Source organism: Halomonas sp. AOP22-C1-8, assembly GCF_052378905.1.
GTDB classification, from domain to species: domain Bacteria; phylum Pseudomonadota; class Gammaproteobacteria; order Pseudomonadales; family Halomonadaceae; genus Vreelandella; species Vreelandella citrativorans.
Genome location: NZ_JBQSYD010000009.1, coordinates 30,963 through 54,799 on the forward strand (window position 1 = coordinate 30,963; position 23,837 = coordinate 54,799).

The following is a 23,837-nucleotide window of genomic DNA, read 5'->3' on the forward strand; positions in this document are numbered from 1 at the left end:
ATTTAAAAGTAACCTACTTTATTTAAATCCCACACCGTTTGATACCAGCCGGCAGTGGTTTACTCGACCGTCACACTTTTCGCCAGGTTACGCGGCTGATCGACATCGGTACCTTTAAGCACTGCGACGTGGTAGCTCAAAAGCTGGAGAGGAAGCGTATATAAAAGCGGTGCCAAGGCTTCGTGAATATGCGGCAGCTCAATGACTCGGATATTGTCATGCGGCTTGATACCCACGTTCTCATCGGCAAATACAAACAGCTGGCCGCCCCTGGCACGGACTTCCTGCAGGTTGGATTTTAGCTTTTCCAACAGGTCGTCATTGGGTGCGACGGATATCACCGGCATCTCGCTATCTACCAGCGCCAGCGGGCCGTGTTTAAGCTCACCGGCTGGGTACGCTTCTGCGTGAATATAGGAGATTTCCTTAAGCTTAAGCGCGCCTTCCAGTGCAATCGGGTAGTGCGCACCACGGCCCAGGAACAGCGCATGGTGCTTTTCAGCAAACGCCTGGGAGAGCTGCTCAATCTGGCTGTCCAGGGCCAGTACTTGTTGGCAAATATCAGCAAGCGAATGCAGCGCCTTCACAATACCTGCATGCTCTTCCTGCCCCTTCGCTTTGCTTATCGCCAGCGTTAGAAGCAATAGTGCCACCAACTGAGTGGTAAACGCTTTTGTGGAGGCAACGCCAATTTCCGGGCCTGCACGGGTCATCAGGGTCATATCTGATTCACGCACCAGGGAGCTTCCCGGTACGTTGCAAATAGCCAGCGAGCCGACATAGTTCAGAGTCTTGGCAAAACGCAGTGCCGCCAGCGTGTCAGCGGTTTCACCCGACTGGGAGAGCGTTACGAACAGCGTATCGGAAGGTACGACCGGGTGGCGATAACGATACTCGGAGGCCACCTCAACCTGTACCGGCACGCCTGCATAACGTTCGAGCCAGTAGCGGGCCACCATCGCCGCGTGATAACTGGTGCCACAGGCAATGATATGGACCTGGCGGGTTTTCTGGAATAGTGCCTGAGCATCGGGGCCAAAGCTCTCGACCAACACACTGTCCGCGCTCAAACGCCCTTCCAGGGCCGCCTCAATCACGGTGGGCTGCTCGAAGATTTCTTTAAGCATGTAGTGGCGATAGTTGCCTTTGCTGGCAACACCATCGCCATGCTCAAAAACGTGTACCGACCGTGTTACTGAGCTGCCATCTTTATCGACAATCCGGATAGTCCCCTTTTCGCTTAACTCGACCACATCGCCTTCTTCCAGATAAATAAAGCGATCCGTTACTTGTAGCAAGGCAAGCGGGTCTGAGGCTAAAAACGCTTCCCCCATACCCACACCTACCACCAGCGGGCTTCCCTGACGTGCACCTACTACTATGCCCGGCTCCTTGACACTCATAACGCCCAGCGCATACGCCCCGCCCAGACCATTCACAATTTGCTGGGTTGCCTCAAACAAGCTGAGACCACTCTGCAACTTGTCCGCTAGCAAATGCGTAATGACTTCGGTGTCGGTTTCCGAGCTAAACGTATAGCCACTTGCCTGCAGCGTCTCTTTTATATATTCGTAGTTTTCAATAATGCCGTTATGCACCACGCTGACGTAGTCACCGCTATGGTGCGGGTGGGCATTGGCTTTTGAAGGCTTTCCGTGAGTTGCCCAGCGCGTGTGAGCAATCCCTGACGCTCCCGGCAGCGGTGCACTATTCAGCTCGTTCTCAAGGGCTACGACCTTACCCACTGCGCGATGACGAGTAAGCTGGTTATGATCGTTCAACACCGTCATGCCCGCTGAATCGTAACCGCGATACTCCAAGCGCTTAAGCCCTTCCAACAGTATGTCTTGCACGTTACGTTGCGCTACAGCAGCGACGATGCCACACATAAACCGTTCTCCCAGGATAAATTAAAGTAGCGATGTACCACGCGTTTACTTGCCAGCTTTAGTAGGACGTACCCAATCGGCCTTTTCCAGCTGCTTGCCTCGCGTCACCGCTAAGGCCCGCTCACGGACATCTTTTGCTATGGTGGATCCAGCGCCTATGGTTGCACCTGCCCCCACACTAACCGGGGCTACCAGTGCGCTGTTAGAGCCAATAAAGGCATGATCGCCGATCTCAGTGTGATGCTTGTTAACGCCGTCATAGTTGCACGTAATTGTGCCCGCACCAATATTAACGTTACGCCCCAAGCGGGCATCGCCAACATAGCTTAAGTGGTTAATTTTGCTACCCTCGCCTACCTCGGCGTTTTTGGTTTCTACAAAATTGCCCACCTTGGCATTAACCGCCATGCGCGTACCGGGGCGCAGACGCGCATAAGGCCCCACCTGGTTATGGCCAGCCATCTTCGTTTGGTCAATAACAGTGTGGCTATCAATGCTACTTTCAGCACCGATGGCGCTGTTTTTGATCACGCAGTAAGGCCCTACACTAACGCCATCACCCAGCGTCACGTCACCTTCAAAAATGCAGCCCACGTCAATAAACACGTCGTGACCACAGGTGAGGCTTCCGCGCACGTCGATCCTTGCAGGATCAGCCAGTGCCACGCCCTGTTCCATTAGCTGGTCCGCTTGGCGCGCTTGGTAAACGCGCTCTAACCGCGCCATTTGGGCACGGTTATTAACCCCTTCTACTTCAACGGCGTGAGCTGGCTGCTCGGTGCAGACTTTAATCCCCTCTTTAGCTGCCATTTCGATCACATCGGTCAGGTAGTATTCACTCTGAGCATTGTCAGCAGAAAGTTTAGGCAACCAACGCGCCAGTTGGGCACTGGTCATCGCCATGATGCCGGTGTTGCATTCGGTGATGGCACGCTCGGCGTCGTTGGCATCTTTTTGCTCTACAATCGCCACCGCATCGCCCGCCGCATTGCGCACAATACGGCCATACCCCGTTGGATCGTCCAGCGTAACCGTCAGCAACCCCATCTGTTGTTCGTTCACATGGGCCAAAAGCGCTGTCAGCGTTTCGCTTTGAATGAGCGGTACGTCGCCATACAGTATCAAAACATTGCCATCACCAAGTTCCTTCAATGCTTGAGCGGCGGCGTGCCCCGTGCCCTTTTGCTCTTCTTGCAAGGCAAACGTGACGTTTTCATCCGCCAATGCGTGACGCAGCTGCTCAGCACCGTGACCAATGACGACCTGCGTGCGTGCAGGGCTTAGGCTCGCCGCTGTTTCCAGCACGTGCGACACCATGGGTTTGCCCGCCAAGGAGTGAAGCACCTTCGGCATTTGTGAACGCATCCGCGTGCCTTTACCCGCTGCGAGAATCACTACATCAAGCGCTTTTTGCATTCTCATTACCCTTCTTCTGCGTGACGCACGTTAGGAGACGCCCACTGACCAATACCGCTTTCATTGATGAGTTCTTCGCCAAATTCATCAACAAAAGCAGGGCTTGCAATACTTTGCCACTGGTCGCCATCACGGATCAGCATTAATACACTCAGATTATGCGCAACGGCCACTTCCATACCCGTATCGCTGTCTTCTACCAATAACGCGGTGGCCCAGGCATCGGCCCAGGCATTGGATGGATGGAAAACCGATACCGATGCAAGGTTATGCGAGACAGGCCGCCCAGTACGTGGATCAATGGTATGTGAAAAGCGCTGCCCATCAGCCTCAAAGTAATTGCGGTAATCCCCAGAGGTCGCTACCGACATATCGTGAAGAGGCACAATATGCTGTGCTTGTGGCGCGCCGCTTTGCGGCGTTTCAATACCTACGCGCCAAGGCGTCTCTTGATCATCACGATAGCCGTGCGCCAGCATATCTCCACCCAGGTTGATTAAATAACCCTGTATCCCTTGCTGGTTTAGGTACGCTGCCACGCGGTCGGTTGCATGCCCCTTGGCGACACCGGAAAGATCCACATAAACGTCACGCTCACGGCGCGCCTGCATGGCCTGAGTATCGATCGCTACAGCATCAAAGCCCACTTCGGCCAAGCGCTCGGCCAACTGCTGTTCCGAAGGGACTTCTTTCGGGCGAGCCTCAGGACCAAAACTCCATAAATTGACCAGACCACCAACGGTCGTATCAAACGCGCCGTTACTTTGTTCAGACACCGAGCGGCTTATCGCCAGTACTTCAATTAGTTCGTTGGAAAGTGGCTGCCACTCATTGAGCGGTGCCTGGTTAAACAGGCTTAGTTCAGAGTCATCTTTATACGTCGACATGGACACATCGACACGTTCAAGCTCTTCCAAAAAACCGGCTTCCAGATCGCTGGCCTGCTCCTGGGTTAACGGGTCACTAATGGTTACCTGATAAAACGTGCCAAAGATACCGCCCTCTAAACTGACTGGCGACTCCAAAGGGCGATCTTTTTCCGAACAGCCAACCAGTAGTAACAGCGACATAACGCATACCGCTTTTACTGTTAACCGTGTTGATTCAGGCATAAATAGGGTCATGAGCTTACTCTACATGTAAAAAAACCAGAGGAGCCACGCACCAAACAGTACGCGATAAACAACAAAAGGCTGCATCCCCATTTTTTTAATAATAATGAGGAAATAGTGAATACACAGGTACGCAATAACACCGGACAATAGCGTTCCGGCCGCCATGGATAGCCAATCGACTGACTGGGGCTGATGTAAAAGTTCAACGGCTTCTAACCCACCGGCTAATACGATCACCGGAATGGAAAGTAAAAAGGAGAACCTCGCAGCCCCTTCACGACTCATGCCCACCAGAAGGGCGGCTGTGATGGTAATCCCTGAGCGTGATGTGCCAGGAATGAGTGCCAGCGCTTGGGCGCCGCCAATGATCAGCACATCTTTTAGCTGCATTTGGTATTCACTGCGAGTACCGCGTTTTTTCCAGTCTGCGTACCCCAGTAACAGGCCAAAGCCAATCAGGCTGAGCGCGATGATAACCGTGGAGCGCATATACACCGAGATAACATCACGAAGCAGAAAACCGATGATACACACAGGTAGCGTGGCAAGCGTGACCCAGATCGCGAGCTGGGCATCTTTATTGATCCCCCGGCCACACAGCGCTGCCAGGCTGCTCGCTATCATTTGCCAAATTTCATGCCGGAAATAGATCACCACCGCGCTTAAGCTGCCCAAGTGGAGTGCGACATCAAAAGCAAGCCCTTGGTCCTCCCAAGAGGTTAATACGGGTACTAAAATCAAGTGCGCCGAGCTTGAGACAGGTAAGAATTCCGTTATCCCTTGCACAGCGGCAAGTACCACTATTTGTAGCCACTCCATGGGTCATCCTATACATCAAAAGGGTGGTTGAATGACAATGGCGCATAAGGATACACCTCCATTAGGGGATTGTCCGCCATGCCTACCATCGTTTTGCATTGCGTATTAGCCTACTTAGAAGTAAAGGGCTTAAGAGATCATATTGCAGTGCGCTACAATAATGCTTTATTGAAAGCGCTCCCTTGTCAGGTATTCCATGACTCAGACCGTTGAAACGCCAGTGGTTCCCAACCACGAGCTAGATAATCAGGAAGCCAAGCGCGTCACCTATATAGGTGCCTGGTTGGATAGTGTGCTTAGTATTGTCAAAGTGGCGGTAGGTTTTTGGGTGGGTTCTGCCGCACTGATTGCGGATGGCATCCACTCGCTCTCTGACTTAATCACCGATGGCTTTGTACTGGCCGCCATTCATTACGGGCGTCAGGAGCCCGACAATGACCATCACTATGGTCACGGGCGCATCGAAACACTCACTACACTGCTGCTGGGTAGCGTACTGATCTTTGTGGCAGGCGGTATTGCCTGGTCAAGCCTGGACCGCTTGTTTAGTGGCACAGAAGTCACCGCGCCTGGCATCGTGGCGATTGTGATTACGTTTATTGCGCTGATCAGTAAAGAGTGGATTTTTCGCTACACCATGCGCGTCGCCAAGCGGGTAAAATCCAAACTGTTGGAGGCTAATGCCTGGCACTCTCGTAGCGATGCCCTTTCTACTGCGGTGGTACTGGTCGCACTGATTGGCGCTCAGTTTGGATTGGGTTGGCTGGATGCCGTCGCTGCCATTGTGGTTGGCCTGCTCGTAGGCAAGGTTGGCTGGGATTTACTGTGGGAATCTGCGCGGGAATTAGTCGATACCGCACTGCCTGAAGACACCCAACGCCAAATGCACGACGTAGCTTGTAGCGTACCAGGCGTGGATAGCGTGCATGACCTTCGCACTCGCCAATCAGCAGGTTGGGTAATGGTGGATTTGCATGTCGTGGTCGGGCCTAAAATCACCGTTTCAGAAGCCCATGAGATAGGTAATGAGGTCAGCCGCCGTTTACGTCATGAGTTTCCGCTACTCACCGACGTTATTTTCCATGTTGACCCTGAAGATGACGCTGGAGAAGGAGACCCCAGCCGAATGCCCGGCCTGCCACTACGTCCGGAGGTTGAGGCCGCGCTTGATCAACGCTGGTACGCGCATCCAGTGTGGCGCACGTTAAACGAGCTTCAACTGCACTATCTGGATGACAAAGTATCCGTATCGCTGATTATCGGCGATGCGGTACATCAGCCCCCGCAATGTTTGGCTAGCCAACTCAAGGCACTCGCCAGTGATATTGAGTGGCTCGGCCATGTGGAAGTCATGTTTATCACCCGAGCAGCCAGTAGCGCGATGCGCTAGCCGTTAGATAAACGCCAAATACTCGACCACCTGACGGGCCTTATGGTTTCAGTACGTAATGAATACGCTTAACCTTACCTTGTTTGAAAGGCTCAACGCCGCCGCTGACACCCCTGCGTGGCTGATCATGTTTACTCATGGGTGCGCCGTTGAATTGATGTGGCTACTACCTGCGTTACTGCTAATCGGCTGGCTGCGTGGCGGTGAACAGCTCAAGCAGCCTCTGCTGGAGGCGCTGATAGCGATACTGCTGGCCTTAGCGATAAGTGGCATCATCGGGATGCTGTGGCCGATGCCCCGACCCTTTGCGGTACCGGTAGGCACCACGTTGATGGCCCATGCGCCAACCCCTGCCTTTCCCAGTAATCATCTAACGATCATTCTAACTATGGGCTTTAGCTTGATGCTGCACCGCTACACCCGACGTATCGGCAGCCTTCTTCTGCTCTTGGCCATTCCCGTCGGCTGGGCAAGGATTTTTTTGGGCGTCCACTTTCCCCAGGATATGGCAGGCGCTGCCCTTTTGTCAGCCGTTATGGCCGTGCTGGTGGGTTTCAACCGCGCCTGGCTAGTGCTACCGGTTTATGAGCACATCGCCAAGCGCCTTTATCACTGGCTGTTCGCGCCGCTTATCCGCCGTGGCTGGGTGAAGCGTTAGCCAGCTGTTCGCTATAAGCTAGTAAGAATTGCCGTTGCAATAGAGAAGTAAATCAATACCCCGGTGGCATCAATTAAGGTGGTGACCAGCGGCGCAGAGGCAGCTGCCGGGTCGACCTTGAAGCGCTCCAGTACAAACGGCAGGCACATGCCCAGCAGGCTGCCAAACAGTACGATAGTGACCATACTGAGGGAGACGATAATAGCGACTTCGTTGCCTGCACGCAGTATACCGATGGGAGCGACGGCGATGGCCATGGTCAGCCCCAGGGAGCCAGCTACCAACAGCTCACGGCCGAGCATTTTACTCCAGTCCTTAACGCCTACATCACCGGTTGCCATACCGCGAACCATCAGCGTTGCCGCCTGAGCGCCTGCGTTACCGCCACTACCAATCAACAAGGGCAGGAAGAATACCAGCGCCACCTGGGCGGCAATAATATCTTCAAAGTGAGCAATACCCGCGCCGGAAAACAGGTTGGCAAAGACCAGTACTACTAGCCACGTCACCCGTTTACGGTACAGGCTCCACAGCGATACACGGCTAACGCCATCTTCCAACTGGCCAATCGACATCCCCTTGTGGATATCTTCGGTAGCTTCCGACTCTGCCACGTCCATCGCATCATCGTGAGTAACGATACCCACCATACGGTTTTCGGCATCAATCACCGGCAGTGCCAAAAGGTCATAACGTGCCACGATGCGAGCTACTTCTTCCTGCGCTTCATCCACGGCGGTGCTGATCACATCCTTGATCATGATGTCGTCAACCAACGCGCCGGGCCTGGCAATCATCAGTTGACGCAGGGACATCGTGCCAATCAGCCTGCCATCGTTGTCCAGGATATAGAGCTGATAGACCGTCTCTGCATCCGGAGCAGTCTGGCGTACGCGCATCATTGCCTGAGACACCGTCATGCCACTGGCTATCGCCACATAGTCAGAGGTCATAATGGCGCCTGCAGTGCCTTCCTCGTAGCCTGCCAGCCGCTTGAGATCTTCCCGCTCCTGATGTGCCATGCGCCGTAACAGCGCTTCTCGGCGATCTTCATCCAGAAGATTGAACAGGTCCACCCGTTCGTCAGAGCCCATCTCTTCCAACAGCTTAAGTACCTGGGTGTCCTTTAGCTCACCCACGACTTCCAGCTGACTTTCACCCGGCAGGTAGCCAAGCACATTAGCGGCGCGTTCTGTAGAAAGTATATCGAGCACTGAAAGCGCTGCGGACAGCTCTTCGTCCTCCTCGATAAGCTCTTCAAGCACCTCACCAATATCTGCCGAACGAATTTCGGCCAAGCGTTCGGATAATAGCTCTCTTTTCGGTTCCTCTTTGACCAGCTCGTCAAGCAGCTCGGTTTTTAATTCCTGCAAGATTTCATCGTTCAATGACATCGCGTTCTCCTTCTCTGCAGACGAGTCAGTGCTGACAAGCATTATGCTACTAAATGCTTATGGCAAGTGTACCAGACAAAAAAAACGCCCCTTAAACCCTAACGGGTTCAAGGGGCGTTTTATTCACGCTTACCGCGTAGTGTTAGCCTTTACCCGCCTTTTTGCGCAGCTGCTGGATCGTACGCAGCTGTGCAACGGCTTCGGCAAGTTCAGCGGAGGCACGGGTATAATCCAGCTCCGATGACTTCTCATTAAAGGCTTTCAGCGCTTCCTGACGCGCTTCTTCGGCAGCGGCCTCATTGAGGTCGCTGGCCCGCGTCGCGGCGTCAGCAAGGATCGTCACGACATCCGACTGAACTTCCATAAAGCCGCCGGAGACAAAGAAGTGTTCCTCCTTGCCACCATCGTGGATCACCCGTACAGGGCCCGGCTGAAGCTCGGTCAGCAGCGGGGCGTGACCCGGCAAAATGCCCAAGTCACCCATCATCCCGGCAGCTACCACCATCTCGATACTGCCCGAGAAGATAGACTCTTCAGCGCTGACGATATTGCAAGTGAAGCTATTCGCCATAGCGAATCCCCCTAATAAACGGGATTACTTCTTCATCTGATTGGCTTTTTCGACCGCTTCGTCGATGGAGCCAACCATGTAGAAGGCCTGTTCGGGCATATCGTCGTATTCACCGTCCAGGATACCCTGGAAACCACGAATAGTATCTTTCAAAGAAACATACTTGCCGGGTGAGCCAGTGAATACTTCAGCCACGAAGAACGGCTGCGACAAGAAGCGCTGGATTTTACGCGCCCGAGAAACGGCCAGCTTGTCTTCATCAGACAGCTCATCCATACCCAGAATGGCGATAATATCCTTGAGTTCCTTGTAACGCTGCAGAACGTTCTGCACGCCACGAGCAACCGCATAATGCTCATCACCTACCACCAGCGGATCCAACTGACGCGACGTAGAGTCCAACGGATCAATGGCCGGGTAGATACCTAGCTCAGCAATGGAACGGGCCAGTACAACGGTCGCGTCCAAGTGTGAGAAGGTGGTTGCCGGAGACGGATCGGTCAAGTCATCCGCCGGTACGTATACCGCTTGTACGGAGGTGATTGAGCCTGATTTCGTCGAAGTGATACGTTCCTGCAGAACGCCCATCTCTTCGGCTAGCGTCGGCTGATAACCTACCGCAGACGGCATACGGCCAAGCAGTGCAGATACTTCTGTACCGGCCAGGGTGTAACGGTAAATGTTATCGACGAACAGTAGAACGTCGCGGCCTTCATCACGGAATTTTTCAGCGATGGTCAGACCGGTCAGCGCAACGCGCAGACGGTTACCGGGCGGCTCGTTCATCTGGCCGTAAACCAGCGATACCTTATCGATAACGTTGGATTCGGTCATTTCGTGATAGAAGTCGTTACCCTCACGCGTACGCTCACCCACACCGGCGAATACAGAGTAGCCGCTGTGCTCGGTGGCGATGTTGCGGATAAGCTCCATCATGTTAACGGTTTTACCAACACCCGCACCGCCGAACAAGCCAACCTTGCCACCCTTGGCAAACGGGCAGACCAGGTCGATAACCTTGATGCCGGTTTCCAGCAGCTCGTTAGAGGCTGCCTGGTCGGCATAGCTGGGTGCTTTACGGTGGATCGGCATACGCTCTTGCTCACCGATCTCACCCGCTTCATCAATCGGCTCGCCGAGTACGTTCATGATACGACCCAGCGTTTCCTTACCTACCGGTACGGAAATCGCGGCACCTGTGTTGGCTACGTCCAAGCCACGCTTTAAGCCCTCAGTGGAGCCCATGGCAATGGTGCGTACCACGCCGTCGCCCAACTGCTGCTGGACTTCGAGGACAGTCTCTTTTTCAGAGACTTTCAGCGCGTCGTAGACCTTGGGCACAGAGTCCCGCGGAAACTCTACGTCAATCACCGCGCCGATGATTTGTACGATACGTCCGCTCATCTTGGTTCCTCTCAAAAACCTGCAAATGAAACCTGTCTGCCGGGAGCCGCTTTATTGGGCAGCTCCCTAGGCGTTATACGGCTGAAGCGCCGCCGACGATCTCAGAAATTTCCTGGGTGATGGCAGCCTGACGGGCCTTGTTGTAAACCATCTCCAGATCGTCGATCAGGTTGCCCGCGTTATCAGTGGCACTCTTCATAGCGATCATTCGGGCGGCCTGTTCGCACGCACCGTTTTCGACTACCGCCTGATACACCTGCGATTCGATGAATCGAACCAACAGGCTGTCTAGCAACGCCTTGGCATCCGGTTCATACAGGTAGTCCCAGCTTCCGGGACGGGCGTTTTCTTCGTCATGTTTAGCGTCTGCGCCCATATCAGGCGACAGCGGAAGAAGCTGACGTACAACCGGGCGTTGCGTCATGGTATTAACAAATTCGTTATACACCACGTACAAGCGGTCAAGACGTCCTTCATCGTACGCTTCGAGCATGACCTTGATACTACCGATCAGACCCTCGACCGTAGGTGCTTCACCTAATCCGCTCTTGGCCGCAATCAGGTTGCCGCCATAGTTACGGAAGAAAGCACTGCCTTTCGCGCCAAGGGCACAGAAGTCCAGCTCAGCGCCTTCCTGGCTCCAGACACGGGCATCTTTCACCACGGCCTTGAACAGGTTGACGTTTAAGCCGCCGCACAAACCGCGGTCAGTAGACACCACAATGTAGCCTACGCGATTCACCTCGTTACGCTCGATCATGTAATCGTGGCGATATTCGGGGTTAGCGTCAGCAATGTGGCCTACGACGTTGCGAATCTGCTTGGCATACGGCTGGCCAGCCTTCATCAGATCTTGTGCTTTACGCATTTTCGATGCAGCCACCATTTCCATGGCACTGGTGATCTTCTGCGTATTTTTGATGCTCCCGATCTGGGTGCGTATCTCTTTTGCAGCTGCCATAGCGATCTACCTTTCGTTCGTGACTCTCAGAAAGTAGGCAAGCCCGCCCACAGGCGGGCCGGACATTACCAGCTCTGAGTCGCCTTGAACTTCTCGAGACCCGACTTCAAGCCATCTTGAATCTCGCCGTTGTAGTCGCCGGTCTGGTTGATTTTGTCGAGCAGGTCGCCGTGCTCAGACTTCATGTAATCGTGCAGGGCACGTTCGAAGTCCAACACTTTATCGACGCTCACATCATCCATGTGACCTTCGTTAGCGGCGTAGAGAGACAGCGCCATTTCTGCAACCGACATCGGCGAATACTGTTTCTGCTTCATCAGTTCGGTGACGCGCTGACCGTGCTCAAGCTGTTTACGGGTCGCTTCGTCAAGGTCAGAAGCAAACTGCGAGAACGCAGCCAGTTCACGGTACTGAGCCAAGGCCAGACGAACACCACCACCTAACTTTTTGATGATCTTGGTCTGGGCAGCACCGCCCACGCGCGATACGGACAAACCTGCGTTAATCGACGGACGAATACCGGAGTTAAACAGGCTGGTTTCCAGGAATATCTGACCGTCGGTGATCGAGATCACGTTGGTCGGAACGAACGCAGAAACGTCGCCACCTTGGGTTTCGATGATCGGCAGCGCGGTCAAGGAACCGGTTTTGCCCTTCACTTCACCGTTGGTGAACTTCTCAACGTAGTCGACGTTGACACGTGCCGCACGCTCAAGCAGACGCGAGTGGAGATAGAACACGTCACCGGGATAGGCTTCACGGCCTGGCGGACGACGCAGCAGCAGGGATACTTGACGGTATGCCACTGCCTGCTTGGAAAGATCGTCATACACGATCATCGCGTCTTCGCCACGGTCACGGAAGTACTCACCCATGGTGCAACCGGAATACGCGGAGAGAAACTGCATCGGAGCCGGATCGGCAGCGCCCGCAGCAACGACGATGGTGTGTTCCATCGCGCCATGCTCTTCGAGCTTGCGCACAACGTTGGCAATGGTCGACTGTTTCTGACCAATGGCAACGTAGACACAGGTAACGCCTTTGCCTTTCTGGTTGATGATCGCATCAATGGCAATGGCAGTTTTACCGATCTGACGGTCGCCGATAATCAGCTCACGCTGGCCACGACCGATCGGCACCATGGCGTCGATGGATTTCAAGCCGGTTTGAATCGGCTCATCAACCGACTGACGGGTAATAACGCCAGGCGCTACTTTTTCTACCGCGTCGGTCATTTTAGCGTTGATATCGCCTTTGCCGTCGATGGGGTTACCCAACGCATCAACAACACGGCCAATCAGCTCAGGGCCAACCGGTACTTCAAGAATACGACCGGTGCATTTCGCGGTCATGCCTTCTTCAAGCAGCAGGTAGTCGCCCAGGACAACAGCACCTACGGAGTCACGCTCCAGGTTAAGTACCATGCCAAAAACGCTGTTAGGAAATTCAATCATTTCACCAAACATGGCGTCTTCGAGGCCGTGAATTTTCACGATACCGTCGGAAACACCTACGATGGTGCCCTGATTACGAGCTTCAGATGCGACGTCAAGCTTCTCAATTCGCTGCTTGATGATGTCGCTGATCTCGGAAGGATTCAATTGCTGCATGCCATGTCCCTCAGACTCAAGCGGTTAGCGCTTCGGAAAGGCGGTTCAGTCGACCACGTACCGACCCGTCAATGACGGTATCGCCAGCACGCAGGATGACACCACCGATGAGCGACTTATCTACCTGAGTAGTAATGGAGATTTCGCGATTCAGACGTTTCTTGAGCGCGTTAGATAGCTTGGTCTTTTGTGCGGCTGTCAGTTTATACGCTGACGTTACCATTACCTCTATACGCTGCTCATGTTCAGCGCGCAGGCGCTCAAACTGTTCAGCGATAAAAGGCAGAACCATTAAACGGTCCTGGTCAGCCACAGCCTCCAAAAAGCGAGACAGTGCATCGCCCTGCGGTTCTGGAAGCATCTCAACCAGAAGGGCAACTTTCTTTGCATTCTCGATTTTGGGGCTACCCAGCAGACGTCGAGCGTCGCTATCGGCCACAACAGTGCCCAAAAAACCCAGCGCCTGTGACCAGCTATCAAGCACATCATTATCACGCGCGTGTTCAAACGCCGCCTTAGCGTAAGGACGAGCGACGGTAAGTAGTTCCGCCATAATTCACCTCCTTACAGTTCGGCAGCCAGCTTATCAAGCAGCTCACGATGCGCATTTTCATCGACAGAAGCTTCCAAAACACGCTCAGCGCCGATGATGGCCAGATGAGACACCTGGGCACGTAACTCTTCTTTCGCGCGATTTACTTCAAGTTCGATTTCAGAACGTGCGCCCGCTATGAGACGTTCACCTTCCGCGCGGGCCTGCTCGCGGGCTTCTTCAATCATTTGAGTAGAGCGCTTGTTGGCCTGCTCAATGATTTGAGAAGCTTGTTCCTTGCTCTCACGCAGCGTCTGTTCTGCCCGCTCTTGTGCTAGCTCAAGATCACGGGTAGCACGGCTGGCTGCATCCAAGCCATCAGCAATTTTTTTCTGACGCTCGTTAAGCGCGTTGCTGATCGGAGGCCACACGTACTTTATGCAAAACCAGACAAAGATCGCGAAGGCGATCGTCTGCCCGATAAGCGTCATGTTGATATTCACAGGGATGTACCTCTGACAAGTTCGTGGCGACCGGAGTGAAACAAAACCGAGCGTTTGATCGCCCGGTTAAGCTGCATTAACCGGCAACAACGAAGATCAGGTACATCGCAATACCAACACCGATCATCGGCACAGCATCCAACAGACCTGCCATCAGGAAGGTTTTGGTTTGCAGCTGGTCGCCCAGTTCCGGCTGACGCGCGGTGGATTCAATCAGTTTGCCGCCCAAAATGGCAAAGCCGATGCCAGTACCCAAGGCGCCCATACCGATCATGATAGAGGCAGCAATGTAGATAAGTTCCATGGTAGTGCTCCTGGTTTTTCAAGGTTAAGGTTAAGGGTTGATGTTAAAGGTTTATTTCTTGCTATCAGTAAGCCGCTTAGTGATGTTCGTGTGCTGAACTCAGGTACACGATCGTCAGTACGGTAAAAATGAACGCTTGCAGCGTAACAATCAGAATATGGAAAATCGCCCACGGTACATCCAGCACCCAGATTGCCCAGAATGGCAGCATCGCGATGAGGATAAAAATAACTTCACCCGCAAACATGTTTCCAAACAGACGCATCGCCAGGCTAAACGGCTTAACCAGCAACGCAACGATTTCCAGTAACAGGTTAAAAGGAATCAGCGCCCAATGATTAAACGGTGTCAGTGAGAGCTCTTTAGCGAAGCCACCGATACCTTTTACTTTGATGCTGTAATAAAGAATCAGACCGAAAACACCCAATGCCAAACCCAGCGTAGCGTTTACATCGGTTGTCGGTACAATTTTCATGTAATCCACACCGAGCTTGCTAAACAGCACGGGAAAGTAGTCGACCGGAATAATTTTTAGCGTGTTCATGAATAAAATCCACACGAACAGCGTCAACGCCAGTGGAGCAATCAACGGGTTATGTCCTTTGAATGCGCCTCGAACCATGCTTTCTATAAACTCGAATACCATCTCAACGGCATTTTGCAGGCCGCCTGGCACACCGGTTGTAGCCATTTTTCCGGCTTTGCGAAACAGCCAGATGAACAGTACCCCCATAGCGATTGACCAGCCCATGGTATCCAAATGGATCGCCCAGAAGCCCATTTCGCTCGCTTCTTGAGCTGAATGCGCCAGCGACCAACCATTCACCGGGTGATGCCCAAAGGTCAGGTTCTGCAAGTGGTGCTGGATATAATAAGTCGTCGAGACTTCGTTTCCTGCGGCCATAGAGATATCACCTCAATAAAGTGTGCGATGTCTGCGCATAAACAACGGCGTTAGCCCATGCATCAGAACAATCGCCACATAAGCACTAAAAAAGAAAGCGGGGTTTGAGGGGGGCACTACTACGAACACTGCGCTAAACAGTGCCACCGTCAAACCAAACTTGCCTCCTTCGGCACGAAACAAATGAACAGCGCTGCGCGATGTTCGCTTACTGTGCAATATGCCCATTCGCTGTATAAAAAAAGCATGGGGTAGCAAGGCCACCAGCGCACCTGTTACCACGGAGAAAACGCCCGGCATGCGCGCTATAGGGTAGACCATCAACATGCCGACTACCGTCACGATTAGCTGTGCGGTAAAAAGCCGGATGACATACGCCTTCCTGCGCTGGGTTTCAATACGTTCTACCATTGCCCAGCACCCTGCCAGCGAATGGTTGCTTAGGCTGTTGATAAGCAACCTGCACAAATCTTGCGCGATTATAGGGAAGCGCTATCACACCTTCAACCGAAGTTGCTCGTATTTAACGTATTTAGGGGGCAACTTGTGACCAAAGGGTGAAAATCAGCTGCTTTTTAACGTTTTCTTAATAAGCCTGCTATTTAATTAATAAGCAGCCTATTTAATATGCGCCAGTATTCCGTCGAGTTCATCAAGGCTTGTATAACGGATGGTCACTTTGCCTTTCCCCCGATTACCATGGTCAATTGAAACGGGTGCGCCAAGCAGTTCCCCTAGCTGTGTTTCTAGACGCGAGACATCCGCCGTTTTATTTGGCCGGCTTGGCGTTTTTTCAACGCTTTGGCTGGCCTGTACCTTTTTAACCAATGCTTCGGTGGACCGCACGGTGAGATCGTTATTTACCACTTCATGAGCCACTTGGCGCTGCTGAACGCTGTTAAGTGATAGCAACGCACGTGCATGGCCCATATCCAGGTCACCTCGCTCTAGAAGCGTTTGGACTTCTGGATCCAGCGCCAGCAAGCGCAGTAAGTTGGCGACCTGAGTGCGGGATTTACCGACCGCGTCAGCAATCTGCTGCTGGGTTAATTCAAACTCATCACCCAACCGTTTAAGCGCTATCGCTTCTTCGATGGCATTGAGGTTTTCACGCTGAATATTTTCAATCAGCGCCAGTGCCAAGGCAACTTCGTCACTTACCTCACGAATAACCGCGGGGATAACGTCGAGCTCGGCCAGCTGCGCTGCACGCCAGCGCCGCTCACCAGCAATAATTTCATAGCGATCTTCGCCAATAGGACGCACCACAATAGGCTGCATAACGCCCTGGGCACGTATAGAATCGGCAAGCTCTTCAAGCGCTTCTGGCTGGATATCACGCCGCGGCTGATACTTGCCACGGGTTAATTGGCCAAGCGGAAGGCGCTCCAAACGCTCAGGAGCCACATCCGAGGCCACCACCACGGATGACACCTCATCATGGGCTTCCGACGTAGAGCTACCGGTAAGTTCCAGGCTGTCACGGCGACGAGCGCCCGCACCAATTAGGGCATCCAGGCCACGTCCTAGCGCGCGTTTACGCGTCATTCGCTTTCCCTCGTACTAATCAATACGTTATAGCGATAACCGACGAATCATCTCTTTTGCCAGTACGCGGTACGCCTGGCTGCCGCGTGAGAAGCGGGCATATTGCGTCACGGGTATTCCGTGGCTTGGCGCTTCAGCCACTTTGACGTTGCGCGGGATCGTCGTCTTGATCAGCGCATCGCCAAAGAAGTCTCGCAGCTGCTTGTCCACTTCCCGCGTTAGGCTGGTGCGCTTGTCGTACATGGTGCGCAGAATACCCGCAATCGCCAAATCAGGATTAACGCTTTGCTTGATCTGTTCAACGGTATCCAGCAACGCTGACAGTCCTTCCAGCGCGTAAAACTCGCACTGCAGCGGAATAAGCACGCTATCCGCTGCGGTCAGCGCATTAACGGTCAGCATGTTGAGCGAAGGTGGGCAGTCAATCAGCACCACATCGTACTTCCCAGCAACCGAGCCAAGCGCCGTAGTCAGGCAGCTTTCGCGCTTATCAAGATCCAGCAACTCGACTTCCGCAGCGGTCAAGTCACCGTTACCCGGCAGAACATCATATTTGACCGGCAGATCGCGCACGATGGTATCGGTGGCTGTTGCATCGCCGAGCAGTACATCCAGAACGCTTTTATCGAGTTCGTGTTTATCAATACCACTGCCCATGCTGGCGTGCCCTTGAGGATCAAGGTCCACCAACAGCACTCGACGATCAAGAGCAGCAAGGCTGGCCGCCAGGTTAACGGCTGAGGTGGTCTTGCCCACGCCGCCTTTTTGATTGGTCAGGGCAATGATCTGGCTCACTTACTCAACTCCTTCCTGGGGTTCAGAATCAACGTTCAGAATCAACAGCTGCCGCTCGGCTGTATCGAAGGGCACGTTTAGCAGGTGACGTGTTTGCAGTCGGATGCCGCTGGGCAGTTCACGCAACTCATCATCAGCACCTGGGCCTTTCATGGCCAACCACTGTCCGTTCGCTGTGGGTAGTTCACGGGTCAGGGTGACAAAGTCCACCAGGCTTGCGAACGCGCGTGAAATTACCTGATCAAACGGCTGGTCACTAAACGTCTCCACCCGCGCCTGGCTTGCAACCACGTTTTTTAGCCCAAGCTCCATGATAGCCTGACGCTGAAAACGGACTTTTTTACCATTACTATCCAACAGCGTAACGGACAGCGCCGGATCAAGGATGGCCAGCACGATACCAGGAAGGCCTGGCCCCGCCCCCACATCCAGCAATCTGGGGCCATGCACATAAGGCGCGACAGCCGCACTATCCAGTACGTGACGTGCCACCATATCATCAATATCGCGAACAGCCGTGAGGTTATAAGCCTTGTTCCACTTGTGCAATAGGGCGACAAACCCAAGCAGCTGTTCACGCTGGCTTGCCGTTACCTTTAAGCCGAGCTGCGCTAACCCATTATCGAGTCGAGCAGCGACGCTCGCAGGCAGGCTGCTTACCAACACTGTTAATCCGCTCATCCGTTAGCCACCTCGGGTGAGGCGATCAGACGACGCTTTTTAAGATGCACCAGCAAAATAGACACTGCGGCCGGTGTTACGCCTGAAATACGCGCCGCCTGGGCCAGCGTTTCAGGCCGCACGTCGGTCAGCTTCTGACGAATCTCATTGGAGAGCCCTTCCACCCGCTGGTAATCCAGGTCGGCGGGAAGTGGCATTGCTTCATGGCGCTTAAGCTTATCAATTTCATACTGTTGACGTTCGATATAGCCTTCGTACTTCGCCTGTATCTGTACCTGTTCGGCAACGGCTTCGTCATTGATAACGCCGCTTTCCAGACCCGGCAGTTCAGCAAGGTCCGCATAATTTAGCTCTGGGCGCTTGAGAAGATCGCTCAAACGATACTCGCGGGAGAGCGGTTTGCCGGTTTTTTCAGCAATTTTTGCAGCAGCCGGGCTGCTTGGCTGAATCCAAACACTGGCTAAACGCGCGGTCTCCAGCGCAATGGCTTCGCGCTTTTTACTAAATGCCGTCCAGCGCTGGTCATTCACCAAGCCTAACTCACGGCCTTTTTCAGTCAACCTCAGGTCGGCGTTATCTTCACGCAGCAATAATCGGTATTCCGCCCTGGAAGTAAACATACGGTAAGGCTCTTTGGTGCCCATCGTGATCAGGTCGTCCACCAGCACGCCAAGATAGGCCTCGTCACGACGTGGGTACCAGGCATCCTGCTGCATGGCACGCCGCGCGGCGTTGAGCCCGGCCAGCAGGCCTTGAGCGCCGGCTTCCTCATAACCTGTCGTGCCGTTGATCTGCCCGGCAAAAAACAGGTTGTGGATAAATTTGGTTTCCAGTGAGTGTTTTAAATCCCGCGGATTAAAGAAATCGTACTCAATGGCATAACCTGGCCGCGTGATATGCGCGTTCTCCAGCCCTTTAATCGAGCGCACTACCTGCAGTTGCACATCAAAGGGCAGCGAGGTCGAGATACCGTTGGGATACAGCTCATGGGTATCCAGGCCTTCCGGTTCAATAAAGACCTGATGGCTCGATTTATCGGCAAAGCGATGAACCTTGTCTTCAATTGATGGGCAGTAGCGCGGACCCACGCCTTCGATCACGCCGGAGTACATCGGTGAGCGATCAAGATTCGCCAGAATCAGCTCATGCGTGCGCTCATTGGTGTGCGCAATATGACAGCTGACTTGCTGAGGGTGCATATCCCGCGAACCAAGGTAGGACATGACCGGTGTTGGCGTATCGCCAGGCTGTTCTTCAAGCTGGGAGAAATCCACGCTTTTGGCATCAATGCGCGGTGGCGTGCCGGTTTTGAGCCGGTCAACCCGAAACGGCAAGGCACGCAGACGCTCAGCCAAGGCATTCGAGGGTGGATCACCAGCTCGACCGCCGCGACTTTGATCCAAGCCGATGTGTATAACACCACCTAAAAACGTACCCGTCGACAGCACAACGGACTCGGCATAAAAACGAATACCGGTCTCCGTCACGACGCCACGAACCGTATCGTTATCCACAATCAGATCACCAGCTGCCTGCTGGAAAATCGTTAAATTTGGCTGGTTTTCCAGCATGCCGCGGATCGCTGCTTTGTAGCGAACGCGGTCTGCTTGAGCACGTGTGGCACGTACTGCCGGCCCTTTTCGAGCGTTTAACACCCGGAACTGAATGCCGCCTAAATCCGTGGCAAGCCCCATCGCCCCGCCTAGCGCATCGATCTCTTTCACCAGATGGCTTTTGCCAATGCCGCCAATGGCAGGGTTACACGACATCTGACCCAAGGTCTCGATGTTGTGTGTGAGCAGTAGGGTCTGACAGCCCATACGAGCAGAGGCCAGTGCGGCTTCAGTTCCCGCATGGCCACCGCCGATGACAATCACGTCAAAGCGGTCGGGGTAATTCAAGAGACACCTCGTCTTGCGCCAATTGGCACGAATGATGTGGCCGTTTCGTCAGTTTCAGACGTGTCGGCGTAGTTAAACAAGCCCGCCAGTATAAACCCCCTGTGGGTAACCGTCAGGTTTTTCCACATCTCACACGCCCAGTCACTATTTATTAATAACAATATATAAATAAATAAGAGAAGTTCTGTTAATGCTGTAATTATTAGTGTGGACAGTTTCTGTGCATAACCCAATTATATTTATAAAATTCAACTTGTTAAAATGTTGGTATTTGCGTGGTTAAGCAGCGTATTACCTGAGTAGAAACGGTGCAGGCCCTGTGGATGGAAGTGCTACTTACCCACAGCACCACAAAACCACGTCTTATCCACCTGCTCATACCGACGTTGTTACCGCACCTGTGAACACACCAAAAAAGCAGTGTCTGGCAACCCTTAAAGGCGCTCACTATGGGTGCTGTGGCATGTTGTAGAGTTATAGAATAAAAAAATTATCCACAGGGGAAAAAAATGGCCTGTCGCAAGGACAGGCCATAAAAAACGCTTTTAAGCGGGTAATTTTGCAGGTATTCGTGCTTAAGGTGAGTGCTAAAGATTAGTGTTTAAGCACCCGGGCAAGAAACGATTGAGTGCGTTCATGCTGAGGCGAATCGAAGAGCTGTTGTGGCGCTCCTTGCTCGGCAATGACACCTTTATGGATAAAGATAGCGCGATCGGCTACTTCACGGGCAAACCCCATTTCATGCGTGACGATCACCATGGTCATGCCCTCTTTAGCCAGCTCACGCATGGCGTCCAGCACTTCACCAATCATTTCGGGATCAAGCGCCGAGGTAGGCTCGTCAAACAGCATAAGCCGAGGCTCCATGGCCAAGGCACGGGCAAGGGCAACACGCTGCTGCTGACCTCCTGAGAGCTGACTGGGGTACTTATCGGCCTGGTCGGCAATACCGACCCTATCCAGCAGGCGTTTTGCGGTTGCCACTGCGTCGTCGCGGTTCCAGCCACGTACCTTCATGGGCGCCAGCGTGATGTTATCGATCACGCTAAGGTGGGGAAATAGATTGAACTGCTGAAACACCATACCGACTTCTGTACGGATGGTTTGTAGTGCCTTACTGCTCTTGCCGTTAGGCGTTAGCGTATTGCCATCTACTTCCAGCATGCCCGACTGAAACTCTTCCAGCCCATTGATGCAGCGAATCAGCGTGGATTTACCGGACCCGCTTGCGCCAATAATGACGACGACTTCACCGGGGATAATGTCAAGGTCGATATCATTGAGTACGTGCAGGCTGCCAAAATGTTTATTCAGCTTTTGCATACGCACAATGGAGGGCGTTGTGGGTGACACGATATCGGTCATTGTACGTTTCCTTATCAGCCTGCGATGCCTCTGCGCTCCAGCAGGCGCAGAAGAATGGAGAGGGTCCAGGTAATCGCCAGATACATCACCGCAACCATAAAGTAGACCTCCAGGGCGGTGAAGGTTGTCGCGATATAGATTTGCCCCTGGCGTACCAGTTCGCTGACCCCAATGACTGAAAATAGTGAGGTATCTTTAATGCTGATAATGGCCTGATTGCCAAGCGGAGGAATCATACGACGCAACGCCTGGGGCCAAATCACATAGCGAAATGCCTGAGCGCGCGAAAGCCCTAACGAGAGGGATGCTTCACGCTGGCCACGCTCAATGGATTGCACGCCGCCACGCACAATTTCAGAAATATACGCACCCGAGTTAACCGCAATAGCGGCAATGCCTGCGACCAGCGCATTGATAGGACTGCCCAGTAGCTGGGGCAGGCCGTAGAAGATAAACAGCACCTGCACGAGGATAGGCGTACCGCGGAATACTTCTATGTAGCAAAGGGCAACCCAGCGTAGCCAGCGGATCGGACTAATACGCAGCAGGCCAAAGAAAATACCGATGAAAAAGCCGATCGCCAGACCGCCAAATGAGATTAGCAGCGTCCAGGGGATGCCAGGCAGCAGGTAAGGGATCGACGCAAACGCGGCTGCCCAATCAAATTGAAAATCGAAATCCACGCCTTATCTCCAAAAAAACACGCGACGTATAACGTCACAGGGCCGGGAGGGTAGCCGCCCGGCCCTGTGATAAATTAGCTGTTAACTCTATAGCGCCGCTGGGTTACTCGCTGGTGGCTTCACCGAACCATTTTTTGTAGATTTCGTCGTAAGTGCCGTCTTCACGCATGGCGGCCAGGGCTTCATTGGTGGGTTCTACCCATTCGCTGCCCTTATGGAACACAATGCCATACTGCTGGCCTTCATAAAGCGGTCCCACCACTTTGGTACGTCCTTCGCCGCGGGTTTGGGAGAAGTAAGCAACATTAGGGGCGTCATACAGCACGGCGTCTACGTTGCGGCCCAGCAGAGCCATGTACATGTCGGCGGTGCCTGGATAGGGCGTGATGTCAGCGCCTTCACCCAGCTCTTGCTGGAGGAAGTCGTAGCTTGTCGAGCCGATCTTGGTACCGATGGTCAGGCCCTGGAGGTCTTCCAATGAAGAGATGTCTTCGTTGTTGGCACGAACGATAATCTGTAGACCGGAATCGTAGTAGGGGTCAGAGAAGTCAACGACCTGCGCACGCTCTTCGGTGATGGTCGTGCCTGCGATGGCAATTTCCTGACTGCCGGTTTGCACGGCGGGAATAATGCCCGAAAATTCCATGGTGGTGAGATTGACCTCAAAACCGGCACGCTCGGCAACGGCATTGATAATATCCATATCGAAACCGATCATCTCGCCGGTTTCTGAATCCATCATTTCAAAAGGAACAAAGCTTGGGTCGGTTGCGACATTAACAGAAGGCGTTTGGGCCATGGCGACAGAGGCGCCGCTTAAACCCAGAGCGATGGAGGAAGCGATAGCAGTTGTCGTTAGTATGGTTTTCATTGGTTTCCCCATGTTTTATAGCGCTGAAGCGGTGAAAAGAAGAGACGACGTTCTCTTCACACCGCGTTAGAGCAATTGTTGACCTTTTAACCTTGGCGAGAAACCACCAAGGCGTCAAGTCATGGGTACCAACGCTTTGCTAGCGTTATAAGCGCCTACACCATAAAAGAGGCGCCGCAGCCGCAGGTGGTGGTGGCATTGGGGTTTTGAATGCGAAAGCGTGCGCCAGCGAGGCCTTCTTCGTAATCCACCGTCGAGCCAACCAGATACTGGTAGGAGAGAGGGTCGACCACCAGGGTCGCCGTGCCAAATTCAATGAGCGTATCGTCTTCGGCGACCGTATCGGCAAAATCGAAGCCGTACTGAAAACCTGAACAGCCACCGCCGGTGACATAGACGCGCAGTTTTAGCGCAGGGTTATTTTCTTCATCCATTAGGGCACGGATACGTTTACGTGCGCTATCGGACAGCATTAAAGGGGTTGGAACAAAAGCTTCTGCACCGCTCATGGGTACCTCCCGCG

At 53.4% G+C, this 23,837-nt stretch carries 24 protein-coding genes; 2 read left to right on the forward strand and 22 right to left on the reverse strand.

The features are described from left to right. Positions 1 to 59 precede the first annotated feature (59 nt). Genes glmS through ACT3TY_RS06770 form a run of 4 tightly spaced genes read right to left on the reverse strand, consistent with a single transcriptional unit; the run spans position 60 to position 5,239 of the window. Positions 60 to 1,889, reverse strand: a complete 1,830-nt coding sequence (gene glmS / locus ACT3TY_RS06755) for a glutamine--fructose-6-phosphate transaminase (isomerizing) (RefSeq protein WP_444622535.1) — start codon at positions 1,887 to 1,889, stop codon at positions 60 to 62. A 45-nt stretch (positions 1,890 to 1,934) separates the two neighbouring features. Next, a complete protein-coding gene (gene glmU, locus ACT3TY_RS06760) occupies positions 1,935 to 3,305 on the reverse strand; it encodes a bifunctional UDP-N-acetylglucosamine diphosphorylase/glucosamine-1-phosphate N-acetyltransferase GlmU (protein WP_444627773.1) in 1,371 nt (456 codons plus the stop codon). A gap of 5 nt (positions 3,306 to 3,310) precedes the next feature. After that, positions 3,311 to 4,429, reverse strand: coding sequence for an FAD:protein FMN transferase (locus tag ACT3TY_RS06765; RefSeq protein ID WP_444627724.1), 1,119 nt, complete (start codon positions 4,427 to 4,429; stop codon positions 3,311 to 3,313). 9 nt (positions 4,430 to 4,438) lie between these two features. After that, a complete protein-coding gene (locus tag ACT3TY_RS06770; protein ID WP_444627726.1) occupies positions 4,439 to 5,239 on the reverse strand; it encodes an undecaprenyl-diphosphate phosphatase in 801 nt (266 codons plus the stop codon). 196 nt (positions 5,240 to 5,435) lie between these two features. On the opposite strand from ACT3TY_RS06770, the gene ACT3TY_RS06775 reads away from it, so the two are divergent. Together ACT3TY_RS06775 and ACT3TY_RS06780 are read left to right on the forward strand one after the other, a co-directional pair. Next, positions 5,436 to 6,629, forward strand: a complete 1,194-nt coding sequence (locus ACT3TY_RS06775) for a cation diffusion facilitator family transporter (RefSeq protein WP_444627728.1) — start codon at positions 5,436 to 5,438, stop codon at positions 6,627 to 6,629. 58 nt (positions 6,630 to 6,687) lie between these two features. Next, positions 6,688 to 7,287 (forward strand): undecaprenyl-diphosphatase, encoded by a 600-nt coding sequence (locus ACT3TY_RS06780; protein ID WP_441678644.1) that lies wholly within the window; start codon positions 6,688 to 6,690, stop codon positions 7,285 to 7,287. A gap of 11 nt (positions 7,288 to 7,298) precedes the next feature. On the opposite strand, the gene mgtE is transcribed toward ACT3TY_RS06780, so the two are convergent. The 18 genes from mgtE to erpA all read right to left on the reverse strand — a co-directional run bounded on the left by mgtE (position 7,299) and on the right by erpA (position 23,823). Beyond that, a complete protein-coding gene (mgtE, locus tag ACT3TY_RS06785; RefSeq protein WP_087107050.1) occupies positions 7,299 to 8,681 on the reverse strand; it encodes a magnesium transporter in 1,383 nt (460 codons plus the stop codon). Positions 8,682 to 8,823: 142 nt separating this feature from the next. Then, the gene (locus ACT3TY_RS06790) at positions 8,824 to 9,252 is read right to left on the reverse strand and encodes a F0F1 ATP synthase subunit epsilon (RefSeq protein WP_444622531.1); all 429 of its coding nucleotides are present in this window, start codon (positions 9,250 to 9,252) and stop codon (positions 8,824 to 8,826) included. A 24-nt stretch (positions 9,253 to 9,276) separates the two neighbouring features. Further along, a complete protein-coding gene (gene atpD, locus ACT3TY_RS06795; protein WP_444622530.1) occupies positions 9,277 to 10,656 on the reverse strand; it encodes a F0F1 ATP synthase subunit beta in 1,380 nt (459 codons plus the stop codon). 73 nt (positions 10,657 to 10,729) lie between these two features. Then, positions 10,730 to 11,617 (reverse strand): F0F1 ATP synthase subunit gamma, encoded by an 888-nt coding sequence (atpG, locus tag ACT3TY_RS06800; RefSeq protein WP_444622529.1) that lies wholly within the window; start codon positions 11,615 to 11,617, stop codon positions 10,730 to 10,732. Between the two features lie 65 nt (positions 11,618 to 11,682). After that, entirely contained in the window at positions 11,683 to 13,227 is a 1,545-nt protein-coding gene (atpA, locus tag ACT3TY_RS06805) for a F0F1 ATP synthase subunit alpha (RefSeq protein WP_087107042.1), read from the reverse strand. 16 nt (positions 13,228 to 13,243) lie between these two features. Next, the gene (locus ACT3TY_RS06810) at positions 13,244 to 13,780 is read right to left on the reverse strand and encodes a F0F1 ATP synthase subunit delta (RefSeq protein ID WP_444627731.1); all 537 of its coding nucleotides are present in this window, start codon (positions 13,778 to 13,780) and stop codon (positions 13,244 to 13,246) included. Positions 13,781 to 13,791: 11 nt separating this feature from the next. Further along, positions 13,792 to 14,262, reverse strand: a complete 471-nt coding sequence (locus tag ACT3TY_RS06815) for a F0F1 ATP synthase subunit B (RefSeq protein ID WP_444627732.1) — start codon at positions 14,260 to 14,262, stop codon at positions 13,792 to 13,794. A 76-nt stretch (positions 14,263 to 14,338) separates the two neighbouring features. Further along, on the reverse strand, positions 14,339 to 14,566 hold the full coding sequence (gene atpE / locus ACT3TY_RS06820; protein ID WP_444622526.1) for a F0F1 ATP synthase subunit C: 228 nt from the start codon (positions 14,564 to 14,566) through the stop codon (positions 14,339 to 14,341). A 76-nt stretch (positions 14,567 to 14,642) separates the two neighbouring features. Beyond that, positions 14,643 to 15,470 (reverse strand): F0F1 ATP synthase subunit A, encoded by an 828-nt coding sequence (gene atpB / locus ACT3TY_RS06825; protein WP_444622525.1) that lies wholly within the window; start codon positions 15,468 to 15,470, stop codon positions 14,643 to 14,645. Between the two features lie 12 nt (positions 15,471 to 15,482). Beyond that, the gene (locus ACT3TY_RS06830; RefSeq protein WP_444627733.1) at positions 15,483 to 15,881 is read right to left on the reverse strand and encodes an ATP synthase subunit I; all 399 of its coding nucleotides are present in this window, start codon (positions 15,879 to 15,881) and stop codon (positions 15,483 to 15,485) included. Positions 15,882 to 16,088: 207 nt separating this feature from the next. Beyond that, the gene (locus ACT3TY_RS06835) at positions 16,089 to 17,018 is read right to left on the reverse strand and encodes a ParB/RepB/Spo0J family partition protein (protein WP_444627734.1); all 930 of its coding nucleotides are present in this window, start codon (positions 17,016 to 17,018) and stop codon (positions 16,089 to 16,091) included. 27 nt (positions 17,019 to 17,045) lie between these two features. Next, on the reverse strand, positions 17,046 to 17,813 hold the full coding sequence (locus ACT3TY_RS06840; RefSeq protein ID WP_192526779.1) for a ParA family protein: 768 nt from the start codon (positions 17,811 to 17,813) through the stop codon (positions 17,046 to 17,048). After that, on the reverse strand, positions 17,814 to 18,494 hold the full coding sequence (gene rsmG / locus ACT3TY_RS06845) for a 16S rRNA (guanine(527)-N(7))-methyltransferase RsmG (RefSeq protein ID WP_444627736.1): 681 nt from the start codon (positions 18,492 to 18,494) through the stop codon (positions 17,814 to 17,816). Beyond that, the gene (mnmG, locus tag ACT3TY_RS06850; RefSeq protein ID WP_444627738.1) at positions 18,491 to 20,395 is read right to left on the reverse strand and encodes a tRNA uridine-5-carboxymethylaminomethyl(34) synthesis enzyme MnmG; all 1,905 of its coding nucleotides are present in this window, start codon (positions 20,393 to 20,395) and stop codon (positions 18,491 to 18,493) included. Before mnmG ends, rsmG begins: the two co-directional genes overlap by 4 nt. Before the next feature lie 594 nt (positions 20,396 to 20,989). Further along, positions 20,990 to 21,760: an amino acid ABC transporter ATP-binding protein gene (locus ACT3TY_RS06855; RefSeq protein ID WP_444627739.1), complete on the reverse strand. Its 771-nt coding sequence runs from the start codon at positions 21,758 to 21,760 to the stop codon at positions 20,990 to 20,992. Positions 21,761 to 21,774: 14 nt separating this feature from the next. Continuing rightward, positions 21,775 to 22,443, reverse strand: a complete 669-nt coding sequence (locus ACT3TY_RS06860; RefSeq protein ID WP_444627740.1) for an amino acid ABC transporter permease — start codon at positions 22,441 to 22,443, stop codon at positions 21,775 to 21,777. A 103-nt stretch (positions 22,444 to 22,546) separates the two neighbouring features. Further along, positions 22,547 to 23,314, reverse strand: a complete 768-nt coding sequence (locus tag ACT3TY_RS06865) for a transporter substrate-binding domain-containing protein (protein ID WP_172118730.1) — start codon at positions 23,312 to 23,314, stop codon at positions 22,547 to 22,549. 155 nt (positions 23,315 to 23,469) lie between these two features. Then, the gene (gene erpA / locus ACT3TY_RS06870) at positions 23,470 to 23,823 is read right to left on the reverse strand and encodes an iron-sulfur cluster insertion protein ErpA (protein ID WP_172118731.1); all 354 of its coding nucleotides are present in this window, start codon (positions 23,821 to 23,823) and stop codon (positions 23,470 to 23,472) included. Positions 23,824 to 23,837 lie beyond the last annotated feature (14 nt).

Excerpts from the sequence above, each read along its gene's own strand:
- ACT3TY_RS06835 (WP_444627734.1), bottom strand. The coding sequence starts at position 17,018 with ATGACGCGTAAACGCGCGCTAGGACGTGGCCTGGATGCCCTAATTGGT.
- glmS (WP_444622535.1), bottom strand. The coding sequence starts at position 1,889 with ATGTGTGGCATCGTCGCTGCTGTAGCGCAACGTAACGTGCAAGACATA.
- atpG (WP_444622529.1), bottom strand. The coding sequence starts at position 11,617 with ATGGCAGCTGCAAAAGAGATACGCACCCAGATCGGGAGCATCAAAAAT.
- ACT3TY_RS06765 (WP_444627724.1), bottom strand. The coding sequence starts at position 4,429 with ATGACCCTATTTATGCCTGAATCAACACGGTTAACAGTAAAAGCGGTA.
- ACT3TY_RS06865 (WP_172118730.1), bottom strand. The coding sequence starts at position 23,314 with ATGAAAACCATACTAACGACAACTGCTATCGCTTCCTCCATCGCTCTG.
- mgtE (WP_087107050.1), bottom strand. The coding sequence starts at position 8,681 with ATGTCATTGAACGATGAAATCTTGCAGGAATTAAAAACCGAGCTGCTT.
- atpA (WP_087107042.1), bottom strand. The coding sequence starts at position 13,227 with ATGCAGCAATTGAATCCTTCCGAGATCAGCGACATCATCAAGCAGCGA.
- atpB (WP_444622525.1), bottom strand. The coding sequence starts at position 15,470 with ATGGCCGCAGGAAACGAAGTCTCGACGACTTATTATATCCAGCACCAC.
- ACT3TY_RS06775 (WP_444627728.1), top strand. The coding sequence starts at position 5,436 with ATGACTCAGACCGTTGAAACGCCAGTGGTTCCCAACCACGAGCTAGAT.
- ACT3TY_RS06780 (WP_441678644.1), top strand. The coding sequence starts at position 6,688 with ATGAATACGCTTAACCTTACCTTGTTTGAAAGGCTCAACGCCGCCGCT.
- ACT3TY_RS06855 (WP_444627739.1), bottom strand. The coding sequence starts at position 21,760 with ATGACCGATATCGTGTCACCCACAACGCCCTCCATTGTGCGTATGCAA.
- glmU (WP_444627773.1), bottom strand. The coding sequence starts at position 3,305 with ATGCAAAAAGCGCTTGATGTAGTGATTCTCGCAGCGGGTAAAGGCACG.
- rsmG (WP_444627736.1), bottom strand. The coding sequence starts at position 18,494 with ATGAGCGGATTAACAGTGTTGGTAAGCAGCCTGCCTGCGAGCGTCGCT.
- atpD (WP_444622530.1), bottom strand. The coding sequence starts at position 10,656 with ATGAGCGGACGTATCGTACAAATCATCGGCGCGGTGATTGACGTAGAG.
- ACT3TY_RS06770 (WP_444627726.1), bottom strand. The coding sequence starts at position 5,239 with ATGGAGTGGCTACAAATAGTGGTACTTGCCGCTGTGCAAGGGATAACG.
- ACT3TY_RS06810 (WP_444627731.1), bottom strand. The coding sequence starts at position 13,780 with ATGGCGGAACTACTTACCGTCGCTCGTCCTTACGCTAAGGCGGCGTTT.
- erpA (WP_172118731.1), bottom strand. The coding sequence starts at position 23,823 with ATGAGCGGTGCAGAAGCTTTTGTTCCAACCCCTTTAATGCTGTCCGAT.
- atpE (WP_444622526.1), bottom strand. The coding sequence starts at position 14,566 with ATGGAACTTATCTACATTGCTGCCTCTATCATGATCGGTATGGGCGCC.
- ACT3TY_RS06790 (WP_444622531.1), bottom strand. The coding sequence starts at position 9,252 with ATGGCGAATAGCTTCACTTGCAATATCGTCAGCGCTGAAGAGTCTATC.
- ACT3TY_RS06830 (WP_444627733.1), bottom strand. The coding sequence starts at position 15,881 with ATGGTAGAACGTATTGAAACCCAGCGCAGGAAGGCGTATGTCATCCGG.